This window comes from Rhizobacter sp. LjRoot28 (assembly GCF_964253025.1).
Taxonomy (GTDB): domain Bacteria; phylum Pseudomonadota; class Gammaproteobacteria; order Burkholderiales; family Burkholderiaceae_C; genus Rhizobacter.
On the sequence record NZ_CAXUQC020000001.1, the window covers coordinates 2,996,708 to 3,014,092 of the forward strand.

Annotated in this window: 15 protein-coding genes; 4 read left to right on the forward strand and 11 right to left on the reverse strand. The window is 70.5% G+C overall.

Going from position 1 to position 17,385, the window contains the following annotated elements; translation table 11 throughout:
- Window positions 1–38 precede the first annotated feature (38 nt).
- A complete protein-coding gene (locus ACSQ2F_RS13705) occupies window positions 39–773 on the reverse strand; it encodes a hypothetical protein (RefSeq protein WP_436023676.1) in 735 nt (244 codons plus the stop codon).
- Between the two features lie 116 nt (window positions 774–889).
- Between ACSQ2F_RS13705 and ACSQ2F_RS13710 the strand changes: the two genes are divergently transcribed.
- Both ACSQ2F_RS13710 and ACSQ2F_RS13715 read left to right on the forward strand, forming a co-directional pair.
- The gene (locus tag ACSQ2F_RS13710; RefSeq protein WP_436023678.1) at window positions 890–1,552 is read left to right on the forward strand and encodes a response regulator transcription factor; all 663 of its coding nucleotides are present in this window, start codon (window positions 890–892) and stop codon (window positions 1,550–1,552) included.
- Window positions 1,549–3,012, forward strand: coding sequence for an ATP-binding protein (locus ACSQ2F_RS13715; protein WP_436023680.1), 1,464 nt, complete (start codon window positions 1,549–1,551; stop codon window positions 3,010–3,012). Before ACSQ2F_RS13710 ends, ACSQ2F_RS13715 begins: the two co-directional genes overlap by 4 nt.
- On the opposite strand, the gene ubiB is transcribed toward ACSQ2F_RS13715, so the two are convergent.
- Both ubiB and ACSQ2F_RS13725 read right to left on the reverse strand, forming a co-directional pair.
- The gene (gene ubiB / locus ACSQ2F_RS13720) at window positions 2,975–4,531 is read right to left on the reverse strand and encodes a ubiquinone biosynthesis regulatory protein kinase UbiB (RefSeq protein ID WP_436023682.1); all 1,557 of its coding nucleotides are present in this window, start codon (window positions 4,529–4,531) and stop codon (window positions 2,975–2,977) included. The two genes, ACSQ2F_RS13715 and ubiB, sit on opposite strands and share 38 nt — an antisense overlap.
- Window positions 4,528–5,052, reverse strand: a complete 525-nt coding sequence (locus ACSQ2F_RS13725) for a hypothetical protein (RefSeq protein WP_436023684.1) — start codon at window positions 5,050–5,052, stop codon at window positions 4,528–4,530. The genes ubiB and ACSQ2F_RS13725 overlap by 4 nt, the downstream gene beginning before the upstream one ends.
- Before the next feature lie 145 nt (window positions 5,053–5,197).
- Between ACSQ2F_RS13725 and galE the strand changes: the two genes are divergently transcribed.
- Window positions 5,198–6,211: a UDP-glucose 4-epimerase GalE gene (gene galE, locus ACSQ2F_RS13730; protein ID WP_436023686.1), complete on the forward strand. Its 1,014-nt coding sequence runs from the start codon at window positions 5,198–5,200 to the stop codon at window positions 6,209–6,211.
- Window positions 6,212–6,227: 16 nt separating this feature from the next.
- Window positions 6,228–6,605 (forward strand): response regulator, encoded by a 378-nt coding sequence (locus tag ACSQ2F_RS13735; RefSeq protein ID WP_436023688.1) that lies wholly within the window; start codon window positions 6,228–6,230, stop codon window positions 6,603–6,605.
- Window positions 6,606–6,635: 30 nt separating this feature from the next.
- Here the strand turns inward: ACSQ2F_RS13735 and ACSQ2F_RS13740 are convergent, their stop codons facing one another.
- From ACSQ2F_RS13740 to ACSQ2F_RS13775, 8 genes are all read right to left on the reverse strand, one after another.
- The gene (locus ACSQ2F_RS13740; protein WP_436023690.1) at window positions 6,636–8,633 is read right to left on the reverse strand and encodes a response regulator; all 1,998 of its coding nucleotides are present in this window, start codon (window positions 8,631–8,633) and stop codon (window positions 6,636–6,638) included.
- Window positions 8,626–9,084 carry a response regulator gene (locus tag ACSQ2F_RS13745; RefSeq protein ID WP_436023692.1) on the reverse strand — a complete coding sequence of 153 codons (459 nt, stop codon included), beginning with the start codon at window positions 9,082–9,084 and terminating at the stop codon, window positions 8,626–8,628. The genes ACSQ2F_RS13740 and ACSQ2F_RS13745 overlap by 8 nt, the downstream gene beginning before the upstream one ends.
- Window positions 9,085–11,259: an ATP-binding protein gene (locus ACSQ2F_RS13750; RefSeq protein ID WP_436023694.1), complete on the reverse strand. Its 2,175-nt coding sequence runs from the start codon at window positions 11,257–11,259 to the stop codon at window positions 9,085–9,087. It abuts the gene before it with no gap.
- Complete coding sequence (locus ACSQ2F_RS13755; RefSeq protein ID WP_436023696.1) at window positions 11,234–11,839, reverse strand: biliverdin-producing heme oxygenase; 606 nt, start codon at window positions 11,837–11,839, stop codon at window positions 11,234–11,236. The genes ACSQ2F_RS13750 and ACSQ2F_RS13755 overlap by 26 nt, the downstream gene beginning before the upstream one ends.
- Window positions 11,840–11,980: 141 nt before the next feature.
- Complete coding sequence (locus tag ACSQ2F_RS13760) at window positions 11,981–12,892, reverse strand: cupin-like domain-containing protein (RefSeq protein WP_436023698.1); 912 nt, start codon at window positions 12,890–12,892, stop codon at window positions 11,981–11,983.
- A gap of 105 nt (window positions 12,893–12,997) precedes the next feature.
- On the reverse strand, window positions 12,998–14,992 hold the full coding sequence (locus tag ACSQ2F_RS13765) for a diguanylate cyclase domain-containing protein (RefSeq protein WP_436023700.1): 1,995 nt from the start codon (window positions 14,990–14,992) through the stop codon (window positions 12,998–13,000).
- 9 nt (window positions 14,993–15,001) lie between these two features.
- Entirely contained in the window at window positions 15,002–16,015 is a 1,014-nt protein-coding gene (locus tag ACSQ2F_RS13770; RefSeq protein WP_436023702.1) for an ABC transporter substrate-binding protein, read from the reverse strand.
- Between the two features lie 243 nt (window positions 16,016–16,258).
- Window positions 16,259–17,320 carry a GDSL-type esterase/lipase family protein gene (locus ACSQ2F_RS13775; RefSeq protein WP_436023704.1) on the reverse strand — a complete coding sequence of 354 codons (1,062 nt, stop codon included), beginning with the start codon at window positions 17,318–17,320 and terminating at the stop codon, window positions 16,259–16,261.
- Between the last annotated feature and the right edge of the window lie 65 nt (window positions 17,321–17,385).

Here is a 17,385-nt window from a genome sequence, read left to right on the forward strand (position 1 = left end):
AGCGGTCCCCGATCTGCGTGAGCTGCCTGCGGGCGCCGTCAGCGGTTCGCCGGCGCCATGGCGCGCGGCATGCCGCCCACGCGTTCGAGGGCTTCGAGGCGCAGCGCATCCAGGCGCAACGCCTGCAAGGCGTTTTCGAGGGCCGGCGACAGGGCCGAACGGGCCGCGGCAGCGCGGTCGGTGCAGGGGGCGTCGCTGCAGACCCACCAGACCTCCACCCTCACCTCGCCGGCCATGATGTCGTGCGACGCGTCGTCGGCCCACAGCGCGCTCGTCAGCGCCTCGCGCACCTCCTGGCCCGCCAGGTCGAGGTCGATCACCGCGCCGCAGTCCACGGCGGCCACGATGCGCGCCACCACGACGCCACCGGGGCCCGCCGACAGCTCGACGACGCAGGCGGCGACCGCCCCGCTGGCCTCGCCCAGGGCCACGCCGCGTGCCTGCCCAGGAGACAACGATCGGCTCCACCGGGACCGGGCAGCGGCTTCGTCCAGCACGCGGCGCTCACGCGATCCGGCCGGCAACAGCTCCCGGCGGTATTGCACGGGATCCCGCCAAGCCTCGCGGGCGGCCCGGTCGATCTCGCATTCCGGGGCCACCGGCCGGGTCGCGACCACGCCGGGCGTCGCGGCGGACGTAAGGGTCGGCCCTTCCGACCCGGGCGCGAAAGGCTGGGGGCGCCGGGGCCACAGGCGGGCCCAGCCCGGCAGGCTCCCCGACTGCCTGCCCGCATCGCGCGGGAGCTTGCATCCCGGAAGGTTCAACTCGATCATCGCCCTCTCCTGAATCCGTGTTCGTGCCGCATCGTGCGGCGGCGCCATTAAGAAGTTTTTAATGGCTCGTCCGCACACTGCGGTTCTGCCTCGGCACTCACTTCACACGCACGCCCATGCAACTGCTCCTGGTCGAAGACGATGCAATGCTCGGGGCCGCCGTCCAGGCGGGCCTCGAACGCGAGGGCTATCGCGTCGACGCGGCGACCGACGCCCCGGCCGCCCGACTGGCCCTCGGCGACCACGGCTACGCGGCCGTGCTGCTCGATCTCGGCCTGCCCGGCGGCTCGGGACTCCAGGTGCTGCGCGGCATGCGCGAGCGCTACGACACCACGCCGGTGCTCATCCTCACGGCCCGCGACAAGCTGAGCGACCGCATCGAAGGTCTGGACGCCGGCGCCGACGACTACCTGGTCAAGCCCTTCCAGCCCGATGAACTCAGCGCCCGGCTGCGCGCGGTGCTGCGTCGTGCCCAGGGCCGCGTCGCCCCCGAACTGGTGGTGAGGTCGGTGCGCCTGGACCCGGCCCGCCGCGCGGTGACGCGCGATGGCGAACCCGTCTCCGTGAGCGTGCACGAGTACCGCACCCTCATGGCGCTGATGGAACGTGCGGGCCGCGTCGTCACCCGCGCGCAGTTGGAGGAAGCGGTGTACGGCGGCGAGAGCGCCATCGAAAGCAACACCGTGGCCGTCTATGTGCACCAGCTGCGGAAGAAGCTCGGCGACGAACTGATCACCACCGTGCACGGGCACGGCTACCGCATGGGAGACGCACGATGATCAAGCTGTGGACGATCCGATCGCTGCGGGTGCGCCTGCTCATCAGCCTGATGCTGGCCATCGGCATCGTCTGGGCCATCTGGATCGGCTGCATGGTGGTGCAGATGGCGCAGCAGCAATCGGGCCACTGGGACACCATGATGCAGTCCGTGGGGCAGCAGATCCTCCGCTCCGTGCCGGCCAGCATGGGGCCGGCCGCCGCTGGCCGGCCCCTTCGGCTGCCCGACGCGGTGCCGATGCGCGAGGAGCACCTCAGCTACCAGGTGTGGCATCGCGACGGCCACGTGATCCTGCGCTCGGCCGATGCGCCCGAGGTGCCATGGGTCCCCGTGCGCTTCGACGTGCCGGACTGGCTCGGGAAATCGGAAGCCGGCGGCCAGCCGTGGCGGGTCTACACCATCAGCGACGCCTCGGGCGAGGTGCAGGTGCAGGTCGCCAAGTCGCAGCGCACGCTGGATGCGGAGCTGTCTTCCTGGTTCGGCGGGAGCCTGGCCGTGGCGCTGCTGGCGATGGTGCTGCTGGGCACGGTGTCGTGGTGGACGATCTGCTGGATGCTCCGGCCGGTGCTCACCGTTCGGCGCGCGCTCGACTCCCGGGCCGCGCTCGACCTGCAGCCCTTGCCCATGGCGGGGCTGCCGCAGGAACTGCGGCCGCTCGTCGAGGGCTTCAACCAGTTGCTCGGCCAGCTGGACACCGCGCTGCGCGGCGAGCGGCGCTTCCTCGCCGACGCGGCCCACGAACTGCGCACCCCGCTGGCCGTGCTCACGACGCAGGCGCGCCTGGTGCAGTCCGCCCGCACGCTCGAGGAAAGCCGCGCCTCGGCCGAGCCCCTGCTCTGCGGGATCGAGCGCGCGTCGCGGCTGACCGAGCAGCTGCTCGACTCGGCCCGCCTCGACGCCTCGCCCAGCGACACCCAGCCGGAGGTGGCCCTGCACGAGATCGTCGAGATGGTGGTGCAGGACTTCGATGCATCCGCCCGCCAGGCGCGCCAGCGCCTGCAGCTCGATGCCGAGGCGTGCGCCCTGCCGGTGGACGTGGACACGCTGGGCGTGCTGCTGCGCAACCTGCTGGACAACGCGCAACGCTACAGCGGGCCCGGCTCGCGCATCCAGGTGGCCTGCCGCCGGGTGCCCTGCGGCACGGGTTGGTGTGTGGAACTGGCGGTGCGCGATGACGGGCCCGGCGTGCCGTCCGGCGAGCTGGCCCGCCTGTTCGATCGCTTCTACCGCGTGCCGGGCACGCCCGGGCGGGGCAGCGGCATCGGCTTGTCGCTCGTGGCCCGCATCGCCGAGCTGCATGGCGCCGACGTGGAAGCCGGCACGGGACTCGACGGCCGCGGCCTGGGCATCAGCCTGCGCTTCGTGCGCTATGCGGCGCGGCCGCCGGCGCCCCGGGTGGGCTCGGCACCGATGCCGCTCGCCCTCAACCCCACGCCGGTCCGCGGACCAGCCACCACATGAGGCCCGCGCCGCCTGCCACGCCGAGCATCGCCGAGATCAGGGCGATCAGCAGCCGCTCGGTTCGGCGCTGCTGCGACACCATGCGCAGCAAGAGGGCATGGTCGTCTCGTGCAGGGCGTTGCAACGCCTGGTGCAGCAGGCGGGGCAGTTCGGGCAGCAGCTGCACATAGCGCGGCCCTTCCTTCTTGATGCCTTCGAGCAGGCCGCGCCAGCCCACCTGCTCGTTCATCCAACGTTCCAGGAAGGGCTTGGCCGTGTTCCACAGGTCGAGCTCGGGATCGAGCTGGCGGCCCAGCCCCTCGACGTTGAGCAGCGTCTTCTGCAGCAGCACGAGCTGCGGCTGGATCTCGACGTTGAAGCGGCGCGAGGTCTGGAACAGGCGCAGCAGCACCTGGCCGAGCGAGATGTCCTTGAGCGGCCGATCGAAGTGCGGCTCGCACACCGCCCGAATGGCGCCTTCGAGCTCGTCGACCCGCGTGCCCGGCGGCACCCAGCCGCTTTCGATGTGCAGCTCGGCGACGCGCTTGTAGTCGCGGCGGAAGAAGGCGATGAAGTTCTGCGCGAGGTAGTCCTTGTCGACCTCGGTCAGCGTGCCCACGATGCCGAAGTCGAGCGCGATGTAGCGGCCGAAGCTCGCCGGGTCCACGCTCACCTGGATGTTGCCCGGGTGCATGTCGGCGTGGAAGAACCCGTCGCGGAACACCTGGGTGAAGAAGATCGTCACGCCGTCGCGGGCGAGCTTCGGGATGTCGACGCCGGCGTCGCGCAGGCGCTGCGTCTGGCTGATGGGCACGCCCTTCATGCGCTCCATCACGATGACCGTCTGGGTGCAGTAATCCCAGATCATCTCGGGCACCAGCAGCAGGCCGAGCCCCTCCATGTTGCGTCGCAGCTGGGCGCCGTTGGCGGCCTCGCGCACCAGGTCGAGCTCGTCGTGCAGGTAGTTGTCGAACTCGGCCACCACCTCGCGCGGTTTGAGGCGCTTGCCATCGACGGACAGGCGCTCGATCCAGCGGGCCAGCGTGCGCAGCAGGGCCATGTCGTCGTCGATGACGGCCAGCATGCCGGGACGCAGCACCTTCACGGCCACCTCGCGGCCGTCCTTCAAGGTGGCGAAGTGCACCTGCGCGATGGAGGCGCTGGCCACCGGCTCGGCCTCGAAGGTGGCGAAGATGGCTTCGATCGGCCGGTTGAAGGCCCGCTCCACCAGCTGGCGGGCCACGGCGGCCGGGAACGGCGGTACGTCGTCCTGCAGGCGTGCCAGTTCGTCGGCGATGTCATCGGGCAGCAGGTCACGGCGGGTCGACAGCACCTGGCCGAACTTGACGAAGATCGGGCCCAGCCGCTCCAGCGCCTCGCGCAGGCGCTGGCCGGGCGGCGCATGCAGGCGGCGCCCGACGGTCACCACCTTCACGAAGGCCCGGACCCACGGCTGCCGGAAGCCCGACAGCGCCACCTCGTCAAGGCCGTAGCGAAGAACCGTGACGATGATGTAGAGGAGCCGGGCGATGTGCCTCATCGCGGGCCGCCGCGGGCGACGAGGTCCTGCAAGCGGCGAGCGGCGAAGGTGAAGCCCGACGACAGCGCGCCGGCCGCCCGCGACAGCTGGTGCGCCGGGCCCTGGCCGATGATGCGGGCGAGGTCGTCCTCGATGTCCCAGCGCAGGTTCTCGATGAGCCAGCTCACGTCGGCCGCGAAGGCGGAATCACCTTCGATGTTGACGCTCGGGCGCTCGCCGGCGAACCATTGCGCGGCCAGGCGGGCCGGGTTGGACGCGTCGAGGGAGACGCGCAGGTCGGGCGCGGCGGGCGGCGTTTCGCCAGCCCATTCCAGCAGTCCGGCCGGCGTGACGGCGAAGGCCACCACGGGCGGCGCCGGCAGCAGCGACGGCCAGCCCGTCCAGTGCAACTGGATGGTGCGCCCGGCGTGCGGCCGGAGGCGGTCGGTCGCGACCGTCTCCGCGGCGATCACATGGTTGAGCAGCAGGGTGATGCGCTCCATGGCCGCGGAGCCGAGCGAGGAGGTGATGGCATTGAGCATCCGGCGATTGTAGGGTGGGGCCTGAACGCCCGAGGCGAACCCTGGGGGCATTCATCGAGGGGGATGCGCCTGTCATGGGGCCGGCCCTATCATCGCGGCGCAGCACCGCCCGTCCCACGACCTTCAGCCCCTTCAAGAACCCTTCATGGCTCGCATCCTGCTCACCGGTGCCACCGGCTACATCGCCTCCCATACCTGGCTTGCCCTCCATGCGGCCGGGTTCGACGTCGTCGGGGTCGACAACTTCTCCAACAGCTCGCCGCGCGTGCTGGAGCGCCTGGCCGAGCTCGGCGGCATGACGCCCGTGTTCGTCGAAGCCGACGTCACCGACAAGGCGGCCATGGACCGGGTGTTCGATCAACATGCGATCGACGCGGTGGTGCACTTCGCCGCGTTCAAGGCGGTGGGCGAGTCCACCCGCATGCCGCTCGCCTACTACCGCAACAACATCGGCGGGCTGGTCACCGTGGCGCAGTCCATGCAGGACCACGGCGTGCACCGCATCGTGTTCAGCTCCTCGGCCACGGTCTACGGCCAGCCGGAGCGCCTGCCCATCACCGAGGACTCGCCCCTGGCGGCCACCAGCCCCTACGGCACCACCAAGCTCATGGGCGAGGAACTGCTGCGCGAGCTGGAGCGCTGCACGCCCCAGTGGAAGGTGGCCTACCTGCGCTACTTCAACCCCGTGGGTGCCCATCCCAGCGGCCGCATCGGCGAAGACCCGAGCGGCATCCCGAACAACCTCATGCCCTACGTCACCCAGGTGGCCGTGGGCAAGCGGCCGCGGCTTCAGGTCTTCGGCGGCGACTACGCCACGCCGGATGGCACCGGCGTGCGCGACTACATCCACGTGATGGACCTGGCCGACGGCCACGTCGCCGCGCTGCGCCACCTCATCGACCGCGACGCCTCGGTGACCGTCAACCTCGGCACCGGCCAGGGCTACAGCGTGCTCGAAGTGATCAAGGCCTTCGAGGCGGCCAGCGGTCGTCCGGTGGCCCACGAGATCGTCGACCGCCGCCCCGGCGACGTGGCCGAGTGCTATGCCGACCCGACGCGAGCACGGGAAGTGCTCGACTGGACCGCGCGTCGCGGCCTCGCCGACATGTGCGCGGACGCGTGGCGCTGGCAGAGCGCCAATCCGGAAGGCTATCGCTGAATCGGCACGGGAGACCATGGACAAGGAAGTCGTACGGGTCCTCATCCTCGAGGACGACCCTGATATCCGCGAGGCGTTCTCGCTCCTGCTCGAGGCCGACGGCTACACCGTCCAGGCCTACGGCGACGCCGAGTCCGCACTCGCCGAGGCGGCAGGCTTCCAGCCGGCTGCGGTGCTGGTGGACTTCGCCCTGCCCGGCATGGACGGAGCCGATTTCACCGCCCAGCTGCGCCGCGAGCTGGGCACCGAGCTGGTCGTGATCGCCGTGACCGCCGCCTCGCGCCCCGAGGACCACGAGCGCCTGGAGGCCGCCGGCATCGACTTCCTGCTGCCGAAGCCGCTGGCCGCCGAACGGTTACGCCGCTTCCTCCCCCCACTGAACGGCCGCGCCTGACGCGGCCTTCGCCCCAGCGGCAGCGCCGCGTCAGCGTGACGCCGCTGCGCGCGCCGCCTGCAGGATGGTCTCGTGCAGCACCTGCGGGTCGGCCGGCTTGACCAGGTGCCCATGGAAACCGGCCGCCGCCGAGTCGCGCAGGTCCTCCGGCTGACCGTAGCCCGTGAGCGCGATCACCGGGGCCCGGCCGGCGAGCGCCCGTCCGACGTCGATGCCGCTGCCATCGGGTAGGCCCAGGTCGCTGACGACCACATCGAAGCGCTCGCGCGCGGCGAGCGAGAGGGCGTCCGAGCAGGTGGCGGCATGCAGCACCACGTGTCCCAAGGGCTCCAGCGCCATGCGCAGCGCGTCGGCCGCGTCGAGGTTGTCCTCGACCAGCAGGATGCGGTGCCCGGCCGGCGCCGGTCCCGCCTGCGGCTGCGCGTTGGCCGCGGCTTGCGTGCCCGCATCCGTTTGCGGCGTCGGGCTCGCGGCCTCGCCGTCGCATCGGGGGGTGACGGGCGATCCGGTCGCATCCAGGGCCGGCAGGCGGAGCGTGAAACGCGCACCCTGCCCTCGCCCGTCGCTCTCCGCCGTGAGGGTGCCACCATGCGCCTGCACAAGACCGTCGGCAATGGCCAGCCCGAGACCGAGCCCCGGGGCGCCGTGACCGTCACCGGTGCCCTCCTGCTCGAAGGCGCCGAAGATGCGCGGCAGCGCTTCGGGAGCGATGCCAACGCCGGTGTCACTGCAGCACAGGACGAAGCAACCCGCCTCGTCCGCCGTGCGCAGCGTGATGGCGCCGCCGGCAGGCGTGAACTTCACGGCGTTGCGCACCACGTTCCAGACCACCTGGTGCAGGCGGGCCTCGTCACCCAGCACCTGCGCACGCGCCGCGGCGAGGTCCAGTCGCAGGTCCAGGCCCTTCTCGTCCAGCGACTCCCGGACCATGCCGACGATGTCCTGCACCAGCTGGTGCATGTCCACCGGCAGCTTGCGCAGCCGGATCTTGCCGGCCCCGATGGTCGTGACGTCGAGCAGGTCGTCGATCAGGCGCGACTCGATGGCGACGTTGCGGCGGATCATGGGCAGCAGGTGACGAAAGCGCTCCGGCACCTGCGCCACGCGCTCCAGCGCATGCGCCGCGGCGGAGATGGGCGTGAGCGGGGTGCGCAGCTCGTGAGAGAGCATCGCGAGAAAGCGGTCCTTCGCCCTGTTGGCGCGCTCCGCTTCTTCCTTGGCGGCCTGCAGCGCGGCAGCGTGCTCGTAGGCGGCCGTCACGTCGTGGACGATCTTGCAGAAGCCCGACGGCGCACCGTCGTCTCCGAAGAGGGGCGAGACGATGCCTTCGGCCCGCAGCCGCGAGCCGTCGGCGCGCAGCATCCAGCGGTCGCACTCGGCCTTGCCGGCCTCGAGCGCCAGCGCCAGCTCGGCGGCGAACACGCCGGCTGCCTGGTCATCGGCCGTGAACAGGCATTCGGCCGAGCGCCCGAGCATCGCCGCACGGTCATGACCGAAGATCTCGCGGGCGGCGCGGTTCCAGGCATGGATGCGACCTTCACCGTCCAGCAGGATGACCGCGTAGTTCTGAAGCGAATCGACGACGCGGCCATAGACGCCATCGGCCACGCGCAGCTGGGCTTCGGCGCGCTCGCGCCCCTCCCGTTCGGCCGCCTCGCGCAGCGCGCGGTCCATCACGAAGGCGAGACGATCGAGCCGTGACTTGCTCACGTAGTCGGTGGCGCCCCGCTTCATCATCTCGACCGCGTTGTCCTCGCCGATCACGCCGGAGACGAACACGAAGGGCGTGCGAGGGGCGAGTGACTGCGCCGCCGCGAGCGCTTCCAGGCCGCTGTAGCCGGGAATCTCGTAGTCCGACAGGATGAGGTCGAAACTGCGTGACGCCAGCGCTGCCAAGTATGCCGCGCCATGGACGGCCCACACGACTTCGGCGTCAGGGTGCGCCGCCAACAGATGCTCGCGGAGGAGCTCCGCGTCGAAGCGCGAGTCCTCGAGCACCAGCACCCGGAGCGCAGCCGGCTCACTCATACCGGCGGCTGGCCTTGGTGGAGCCGGGCGGGGGCTCGTTCAGCACGGCCCAGAACACACCCAGGTCGGCAATCGCGGCGACGAACTGCTTGAAGTCCACCGGCTTGACCACGTAGGCATTGACGCCAAGTTCGTAGCTCTTCAGCACATCCGACTCCTCCTGCGAGGAGGTCAGCATGACGACGGGAATGCTCCGCAGGGCAGGCGTGCTGCGAACGACGCGCAGCACTTCGAGTCCGTTGACCTTGGGCAGCTTGAGGTCGAGCAGGATGACGGCGGGGTTGCCCTCGATGCGATCGGCATGCTGGCCCTCGCGCAGGAGGTAGTCGAGCGCCAGCGCGCCGTCACGGACGACGACGACGTCATTGGCGAGCTGGCTTCGTTCAAGCGCGACGAGCGTCAGTTCGAGGTCGCGCTTGTCATCCTCAACCAGCAGGATGGGTTTCAGCATTCAATCACCTTCTTGGGAAAACTCGGGAATGGTCAGGCCGAACGTGGCGCCCCGGTTCAGTTCGCCGTGCGCCCATACCTCTCCGCCGTGTCGCTCGACGATGCGCCGCACGCTGGCGAGGCCGATGCCGGTGCCGGGGAACTCCTCGGAATGGTGCAGGCGCTGGAACACGCCGAACAGCTTGGCGACATAGGCCATGTCGAAGCCGGCGCCGTTGTCGCTCACCTGCAGCCCGCACTGCCCGGAGCGGCGGATCACCTCGATGCGAATGCGCGCCACGGCGCGGTCGCGGGTGTACTTGAGCGCGTTCTCGAGCAGGTTGCGGATGGCCACCTGCAGCAGGAAGGGGTCGCCCTGCAGCATCGGCAGCGGTTCATCGATGTCCCATTCCACCTGCCGGTCGCCGGCATGGCGGGTGAGCTCGCGCACCAGGTCGGCCACCAGCACCTGCGTGTCCACCGGACGCCGCTGCAGCGCGGAGCGCCCCATGCGGGAGAACTCCAGGAGCGCATCGACCAGCTGCCCCGCGTACTGGGATGCTTCCTTCACGTGCGACAGGTAGCGCTGCGACCGTTCGCCGAGCTGCTTGCCCTCGGTATCGAGCACCAGGTCGACGTAGCCGGAGATGTGCCGCATCGGCGCCCGCAGGTCGTGCGAGACGGTGTACGAGAAAGCCTCGAGCTCCTTGTTCAGCTTGCCGAGCTCGGTAGCGGCCTCGGCCAGCTCCTGGGCTCGCCGGAGCACGATGCCGATGAGCGCCTGCCGCAGCTCGCCGACGGCGGCAAGCTGGGTCGCCGACCAGGGCAGCGAGTGGCCGCGGATGGTCTCGCGCCAGCTGGCGAAGCTGCGCCGCGGGTGGATGCGCTGGCCTGCGCCGACCTCCTTGCGGGGGTCACCAGCCCACTGGATGGTCTGCAGGATCTCAGGGCGGAACCAGAGAATCACGTGCCGGTGCACCTGCGAGATCGACAGGCCCAGCACACCGGCGGCCACCGCCAACGATGAGGCTGCGGCAGGTACCTCGCGGGGGAGTTCATCAGTGGCGACAACGACGTCGTCCTGCCGAGTCACCCAGGTGGCGATCTCGCGGATCGTCGTTTCGTCCGGAACGCTGCCGACCGACCAGCACGCCTCGTCGAGCACCACCGCTGCGCCCGAGGCGCCGGCCAGGTTCATGAGGGCGGCCGGCTCTTCGACCAGGCGCTGCAACGATGCGTCGCTGTCCGCCAGGTGCGACACGATGGCCAGCGTGAGGCGACGCAGTTCGTGGCGAACGGCGACGTCTGCGCTGTCCTCCTTGGCTTCGATCTGCAAGGACAGCAAGCGGCCCAGGTGCTCGCACGCCACGCGCACCGGCAGGCCCAGGTACCGCGGTGCATGGTCGTGACAGGAGACGAGGCCCCACAGTCGGCCGCGGACCACGATGGACACCGACATGGAAGACAGCGTGCCCATGTGCCGCATGTACTCCAGGTGCACAGGCGACACGCTGCGCAGGCTGGATCCGGTCAGGTCGAGCTGGTCGGCGCGCCACTCCGGGTCGATGCCGAGCAGCGGCACCGGCAGGTAGTTGGCGTCCGCGATGAGGCGGATGTGGTTCTCGCAGTAGAGCGCCCGCGCCTGGGGCGGGATGTCGGAGGCGGGGAAATGGTGGCCGGCGTACGAGTCGTAGCCAGGGTCGAGGGCCTCGGCCAGCACCTCGCCATGGCCGTGGTCGTCGAAGCGGTAGAGCAGGCAGCGCCCGAAACCGGTCAATCGCTTCATCTCCTCGACGGCCAGGACGACGAGCCGGGACAGGTCGGCAGCGCCCTGGAGGCGGGGCAGAAAATGACGCGCCAGCGAATAGATGGGCGGCTCCGCACCGAGCGCCCAGGCCGGCTCGAACTCGACGATGACCAGCCCGCCGCGGACGTGTCCGCTCGCGGTGTACGACGCGTCATCGAGCCGCACGTCCCCGAGCGCCATCGGGGCGTCGTGAGGGGCCAGCCGGGACAGGTCGAGCGCGGACACGGCCTGCGCCGCATCCTCGGCACGCCGCCAGTTGGCGCTGTACACGCAGACCCGCCCGTCGGCATCCAGCACGACCATCCGGCCGTGCGGCTGGATGGCCCCCGGGATCCGGATCGGCTCCGAGGCGCAATCGTCGAGATCAGGCAGCGAGGACAAGAGGTTCATCGAGTCGGGCCCGTACAGTGGAAGCGAGGGCGTCGAAGGTCTGGACGGCCGCGACGCAGGCGGCTTCGAGATCGACAGGGTCGGTACCCACCTCGATCTCGAGCTGCTCACGAAACTCGCGCCACATGCGGCCCGTCAGATCGCCCCAGCCGAGAAAATAGGCTGAGCCGGTGCCTTTCCCCTCGCCGAAGCGGCCCGCCAGCTGCCGGGCGATCACCTGTCCGCCGAGCGCCGAGCCTTCGATGACGTACATCGAGCCGAACGCGGCGGCGCGCGATGGCAGGTTCGGCAGCGCGGCGGCTGCAGCGGGGGTGCGTTCCAGACCCAGCGTGGCCAGGTCCTGGTGGAGGAATGCGCGGCGCGACCGCGCCATGAACCCGCCGTGCAATCGCTCCGGAAGCGCCGACATCACCGCCGGCTCCCAGGCCGACAGAAAAACATCGAAGCCGCACAGGATGGCGGCATAGCGGTCACGGTCGATCTGCGCGTCGAGGCGCAGCAGGGATTCAATGGCCCCATGGGAGGCTGCCGTCGCGTGGCGAAGGGCGGTCAGGGCGGCAGGTCGGGGCGCAGCTTCCATGCAGTTGGCGGGTCGGAACGGGCGAGGCAGAATCGCGACGTCCGACATCGTACACAGGGTAGAGGGCGGTGTCCCGGCCGCCGCACCGTAACCCCCGCGCGGCCGTGCGGCATCCGCGTTCCGGGAACCGCAGCGAGACCGCTACCGCAGGCCTCGGGCGAGGCGGGCGCCGGCGGCCCACAGCGCCGCCTTGGCGCCGTCCCGCCATGCGTTGCGCCCCACCGGCGCCGGGGCCAGATTGAGCCGGCGCAGCCTTTCGTTCAGCACCATGGCCTGCGTCATGCGGCGCGTCTCATCGGTGTTGAAGATGATCGACATCGAGATGGAGACCTCGCCCGGCCCGTTGCGCACATGGTGGCCCGCGACGAACGGGATGTGCAGCGCATCGCCCGGCGCAAAGCGGAAGGTGGTGCCGAGCGGCTCGGCCTGCGCGTCCCAGATGGGGCGCGGCCCCGCATGCGCAACGAACCCTTCGCGCACGGTCGAGGGCATCACCCGGTCGTCCCAGGCCGGGAAGACGGTCACCTCCTTGCTGCCCTGGAACTGCATCAGGATGGTGGAATAGCGGTCGATGTGAAACGGTGTGATGCTGCCGGGCGAGGCGATGAAGAGGTACAGGGTGGCGCCATGGGCGACGCGCCCGACCCGTCGCTCGCGCATCAGTTCCTGCACGTCGCTGACGAGTTCGCGGAACAGGGGCTGGAACGAGGCATCGGTTTCGGCGGCGCGCACCATGATGTAGGAGTCGGACGTGCGGATGGTCTCGATGGTTTCCTCGATCGACAGGCCATTGGCGTGGTCGACGTGGGCGCGGTCGAAGTCATCGCCGCGCTCGAGCCGGCCGCTCGAGTAGTAGACCTGGGACGCCGGCAGCGCCGGGATGGCCCGGCCGAGGTTCTGCAGCGACAGGGCCGGATGCCCGAGCAGGCGGTGCCGGAAGGTGAAGGGCTCCCGGTCGAGGAGGTCGCGCCGGATGTCAGCGGCGAAGGAGGCCAAGGGCGCCGCGCGGGAAGCGCGCCGCGAAGCGTTGGCAGTGTCCGTGGCGGTGTTCATGCCACCAGTTTGGCGCGGCGGCGCGGCGGCCGCATCCACACGTTCGCGGGGCGGGAAAATCCCGTGTCGCCCCGCCCTCCGCCGACGAGGAGAAGCTCGGCCCGTTCACAGCGTGGAGACCTCGAACGTGTTGCGCCCTGCCCGCTTGGCCCGGTACAAGGCCTCGTCGGCGCGGAACATGAGCGACGCGGCGTCGTCCTGGCCGGCCGCGGACACCACGACGCCGATGCTGGTGGTGACGTTCAACGGCATCGCCCCCACCATCACGGGCGTCGTCATGCTGGAGATGATCTTGCGCGCGACGCCTTCGGCTTCCACGCCCACGTTGAGTCCCTCCAGCAGCACCACGAATTCGTCGCCCGCCAGCCGGGCTACCGTGTCGGTCACGCGCACACAGGCGCGCAGGCGGTCGGCGAATTCCTTCAGCACCGTGTCGCCACCCTGGTGCCCGAGCGAATCGTTGATGCTCTTGAAGTGGTCGATGTCGAGGAACATCAGCGCAAGCGGCCGGCTGCTGCGCCGGCTGCGGGCAATCGCTTCAGCCAGGCGCTCGTCCAGCTGGCGCCGGTTGGGCAGCCCGGTGAGTGCATCGCTGCGGGCCAGTTCGCTCATGCGTGCTTCGGCGGCCTTCAGCGCCGAGATGTCCGCACTCAATGCATAGACGCCGGCGACACGCCCGTCGGGCTGGCGATCGGGGATGTACTCCGTCTTCAGGTAGCGCGTCGTTCCCCGCACGGTGTTCTCGATCTCGAAGGTGACCTGCTCGCCGCGCAACGCGCGCTCCAGGTGCTCCTGCCGTTCGGCATACAGCACGGGACCGATGGCATCGCGCAGGTGCCGGCCGACGAGCCGGGACGGGTCGACCCCCAGCCAATGGCGATAGGTGGCATTGCAGAACCGCATGACGCCATCGGCGTCGATGTAGGAGATGAGCACCGGCAGGTTGTCGGTGATGGTGCGCAGCCGGTGTTCACCGGCCGCCCTCGCCTGCTCCGCCTGCTTGAGCGGCGTGATGTCGAAGGTCATGGCGTAGAAGCCGCACACCTGACCGGCGGCATCGAGCTCCGGAACCAGGTGCGCCTGGAAGTTCTGCCGCACGCCGCGGAGCTCGGCCTCGGCTTCGACGGACGAACGCTCGCCTGCACGCACTCGGGCCAGCGCCGGCTCGTGCTGCGCATACAGCACGTCGCCGAGGGCCGAGCGCATGGTGTATTCGTGGAGCCGCGACCGGTCCAGACGCAGGGACCGGATCGCCGGCTCGTTGGCGAACAGCAGCCGCTCGGTCAGGTCGAAGTGCCCCACCAGCGCCGGAATGCCATTCGTCACGTCGGTGAGGCGGCGTTCGGTGGCCTCGCGGCGTTCGATCTCGGCATGCAACTCGGACCGGCGCTGCGCGAGCGACGCCGTCATCTGGTCGAAGCCCCGGGAGAGGCGGCCCAGCTCGTCCCGCGATTCGAGCCCCACGCGGGCCTCCAGATCGCCAGCCTCGACGGCTGCCGCCGCCTGCTCGATGCGGGCAAGGGGCGAAACGAGCCGGCGGGCCACCACCACCACCTGGCCGAAGAGCAGCACGAACACCAGCACCAGCGAAGCCACCGAGATCCAGCGGAATCGGCGGGTGGCCGCCTGCTGGGCCTCGGCCGCATCACGCGACCACCGGTAGATGCCGTCGGCGAGTGATTGGGTCTCCAGGATCATCTGGTCGACCAGGAAGTCGGCGCGCCGGGCCGAAAAGGCGGTGTCGGGCGCGGATGGAATCTCGGTCAGCTTCGCGAACAGCGCCGGCAGGCGCGCCACCGAGTCGCGCAACGCGCGGTGAGCGGCCTCGGTGGTGGAGGCGGGCACCGCGCCTCCCAGCACGGCCGTCAGGTCACGGTGGCGTTCCTGCCACTGGGTGGCCACCCGGGCCTCGAAGTAGCGCGGGTACTCCTGCGTCAGCAGCAGCAACGCGGCCGCATGGCGCGCGGCGTCGCGCGAGTGCTCCTGCTCGATCTCGGCCTCCTGCGCGGCGACGCTGGAGCGCCAGGAGAGGACGCCCACCACCACCGCCACGGCCAGGGCCAGGACGACCGTCAGCTGGAGCTGGGTGCGCACGCGCATGGCCGGTCGTCAGCGGCTGATGCCCACGGCCGCCGGATTCACCATCGACAGCGGTCGGCGGTGAAGGATGGCGAGGAAACCGGGTGCCGTGCGCCCGGCCACGTGCCCCTCGCGCATCGCCCAGCGAGCCTCGCTCTCGAGCGTGCGCAGCAGGGCCTGGTCAAGTGAGAGGCGAAACACCTGTTGCGGCCAGACCCAGCGCACGAAATCATCGTCGGCGTCGAGCCGGCGCGCGAGGATGGCGCGTGCCCGGTCGGGATGCCGGAGGATGAACTGTTCGGCGTGCTGAAGCGCGGTCAGCAAGCGGGCCAGCTCGGCATCCCGCGGTCCGGCGAGCGCGCGCTGCGCCACGAGGTTCATGGTCGCGGTGTAGTTGCCGGCCTTGGGCAGCACCACCGCCTCCTGTTTCATGGACCGCACGATGCGGTAGCCGAACGGCTCCCAGGCCGCCACCGCGTCCACCTGGCCGGATTCGAGCGCGGCCTGCAAGCCGTCCCCCTGCAGCGGCACGAGCGTCACGGCCCGAGGCTCGACCCCATGCATGAGCAACAGCGTGTCGAGGAAGTACTGACCCGCGGTGCCGACGACCAGCCCGATGCGGCGCCCACCCAGCTGGGTGGCCGCCGCCACGCCACTGGCGCGCGAGGCGATCAGTTTCAGGTCCTCGGATGTCGTCGCCATGGTCGCGATGACGACGAAATCGCTGCGCTTGAAACTCGCCAGCATGACGGGAACGTCTCCCACCGTCGCCAGGTCGGTGCGGCCATCGAACACGAGCCCGATGCACCGCTGTCCGCCGACGCAGTCCGTCGTGCGGACCTCGAGGCCCTGCTCGCGGAACAGGCCCTCGGCCTCGGCCACGTAGATGGGCAGCGACAGGGGCGATCGTGCCACGCCGATCGACAGCGCCTGGGCCACGGCCGGCAGCGCCATCAGCAGGACGGAGGCCGTGGCCAGTCCACGCAAGAGCCGGCGGCTGAAGCCTTCCGGACGAGAGGCGTGGTCTGGGCAGTCGAACGGCATCGGCAAACTCCGGGTCGGGCGGACAGCGAATCAGCGAGCGAGACAGACGAAACAATGGACGGCACCTGCGCAGGCGCAGGCATGCCGGGCCGATGCCAGTCCCGCCCCGGTATACCTCAGGGACGGGCTTTCACGCGAACACGTCATCAAGAGACCCTGCCGCCGCGCCTGCCGAGTCGCGGGACTTGCCACGGGGCGTGAAGTGCGCTTGGAGTCCGAGCGCGGCAGAGCGCGCGCCCCGCTTCAACGTCCGAACGGGCGCTGCAGCAGCGTTGCCAGTTCGGCATCCGTCAACGGCGCGATACCGGTCTGGAATCGGCGGTTCAGCAAGTCGACGAGTGCCCGCGCCCAGAGCGCGTTCCAGGCGGTGCCCGCATGGCCGTCGGCCAGCGTGGCGAACCGCGGGGCGTCGCCCGAGGCGTTGGTCACCTGCAGCGGGCCGAAGGGCACGCTGCGGTAGGCGGGCGTGCCTTCCGCGTCCCTGCCGCCCCACAGACCGGCGAACCAGGCGCGATCGTCGAAGAAGGCGAACTGGGGCCGCTCGGCTGCCAGCCGCTGCAACGCCTGGTCGAAGCGATCGAGCCCGGCCGCGATGTTGGCCAGGGCGGCCGGGCTGCGCCAGCGGGCGTGGTACGGACCCCAATGGGCGTTGTCGAAGATGCCGACCAGCACCACGCGCGCCTGCGGGTGGGCCCGGCCGATGGCTTCGGCGGCGGCGCGCACCTGGCCGACGCAGGCATCGATGCGGCCGGCCACCTCGGGGTCGCGTGGGTTGAGCGACAACCGCTCGAGGTCGGCGGCCCGGCCGAAGGTGTTCACGCCGATGCGGATCACCACCACGCCCCCGCGCCAGCGCGCCGGGTGTTCGTCCATCAGGCGCAGCAGTTGCGGCACCTGGCGGGAGGCGCCGCCCCAGAGGTCTTCGCAACCCTGGCCCGACACGGCGAAGTTGTGCAGGTGGTCCAGTTTTCGGGGCGCCCGGGCATCCAGGCCCACGGCCCGGAGCGCACGTGCAAGCCGGCCGAAGGTGCCGGTGTCGGTGCGCGGGCCCAGGTCCAGCGCCTGTCCGCGCAGCGCGGCCAGCACTTCGGTCCACTGGTAGGTCGTGGCGCGTTGCGCACCCCCTCGTTCGGGTGATCCGGGGGGGAAGGCGCGGGTGTCGTGATAGCCGTGGCTGTCGGAGTCGCCCACGACCGCGAGCGCGATGGGCGATGCAAGGGCGTTCACGGGCGTCAGGGGCAGGTGCAGGGCAAGTGCCGGGGCCAGCAGGGCCAGGGCACGCCTCAATGTTCGGGGCAGGGGCATGATCTGGCACAAGTGTCGGCCATCCCTCCCCTTGTTCACACTCACGCATTCGGGGGATTTGCACC

What these genes read in the sequence shown, in the direction of transcription:
- ACSQ2F_RS13745 (WP_436023692.1), bottom strand. Translation starts at nt 9,084, where the DNA reads ATGCTGAAACCCATCCTGCTGGTTGAGGATGACAAGCGCGACCTCGAA.
- ACSQ2F_RS13770 (WP_436023702.1), bottom strand. Translation starts at nt 16,015, where the DNA reads ATGCCGTTCGACTGCCCAGACCACGCCTCTCGTCCGGAAGGCTTCAGC.
- ACSQ2F_RS13755 (WP_436023696.1), bottom strand. Translation starts at nt 11,839, where the DNA reads ATGGAAGCTGCGCCCCGACCTGCCGCCCTGACCGCCCTTCGCCACGCG.
- galE (WP_436023686.1), top strand. Translation starts at nt 5,198, where the DNA reads ATGGCTCGCATCCTGCTCACCGGTGCCACCGGCTACATCGCCTCCCAT.
- ACSQ2F_RS13750 (WP_436023694.1), bottom strand. Translation starts at nt 11,259, where the DNA reads ATGAACCTCTTGTCCTCGCTGCCTGATCTCGACGATTGCGCCTCGGAG.
- ACSQ2F_RS13775 (WP_436023704.1), bottom strand. Translation starts at nt 17,320, where the DNA reads ATGCCCCTGCCCCGAACATTGAGGCGTGCCCTGGCCCTGCTGGCCCCG.
- ACSQ2F_RS13740 (WP_436023690.1), bottom strand. Translation starts at nt 8,633, where the DNA reads ATGAGTGAGCCGGCTGCGCTCCGGGTGCTGGTGCTCGAGGACTCGCGC.
- ACSQ2F_RS13735 (WP_436023688.1), top strand. Translation starts at nt 6,228, where the DNA reads ATGGACAAGGAAGTCGTACGGGTCCTCATCCTCGAGGACGACCCTGAT.
- ACSQ2F_RS13765 (WP_436023700.1), bottom strand. Translation starts at nt 14,992, where the DNA reads ATGCGCGTGCGCACCCAGCTCCAGCTGACGGTCGTCCTGGCCCTGGCC.
- ACSQ2F_RS13760 (WP_436023698.1), bottom strand. Translation starts at nt 12,892, where the DNA reads ATGAACACCGCCACGGACACTGCCAACGCTTCGCGGCGCGCTTCCCGC.
- ACSQ2F_RS13705 (WP_436023676.1), bottom strand. Translation starts at nt 773, where the DNA reads ATGATCGAGTTGAACCTTCCGGGATGCAAGCTCCCGCGCGATGCGGGC.
- ACSQ2F_RS13710 (WP_436023678.1), top strand. Translation starts at nt 890, where the DNA reads ATGCAACTGCTCCTGGTCGAAGACGATGCAATGCTCGGGGCCGCCGTC.
- ACSQ2F_RS13725 (WP_436023684.1), bottom strand. Translation starts at nt 5,052, where the DNA reads ATGCTCAATGCCATCACCTCCTCGCTCGGCTCCGCGGCCATGGAGCGC.
- ACSQ2F_RS13715 (WP_436023680.1), top strand. Translation starts at nt 1,549, where the DNA reads ATGATCAAGCTGTGGACGATCCGATCGCTGCGGGTGCGCCTGCTCATC.
- ubiB (WP_436023682.1), bottom strand. Translation starts at nt 4,531, where the DNA reads ATGAGGCACATCGCCCGGCTCCTCTACATCATCGTCACGGTTCTTCGC.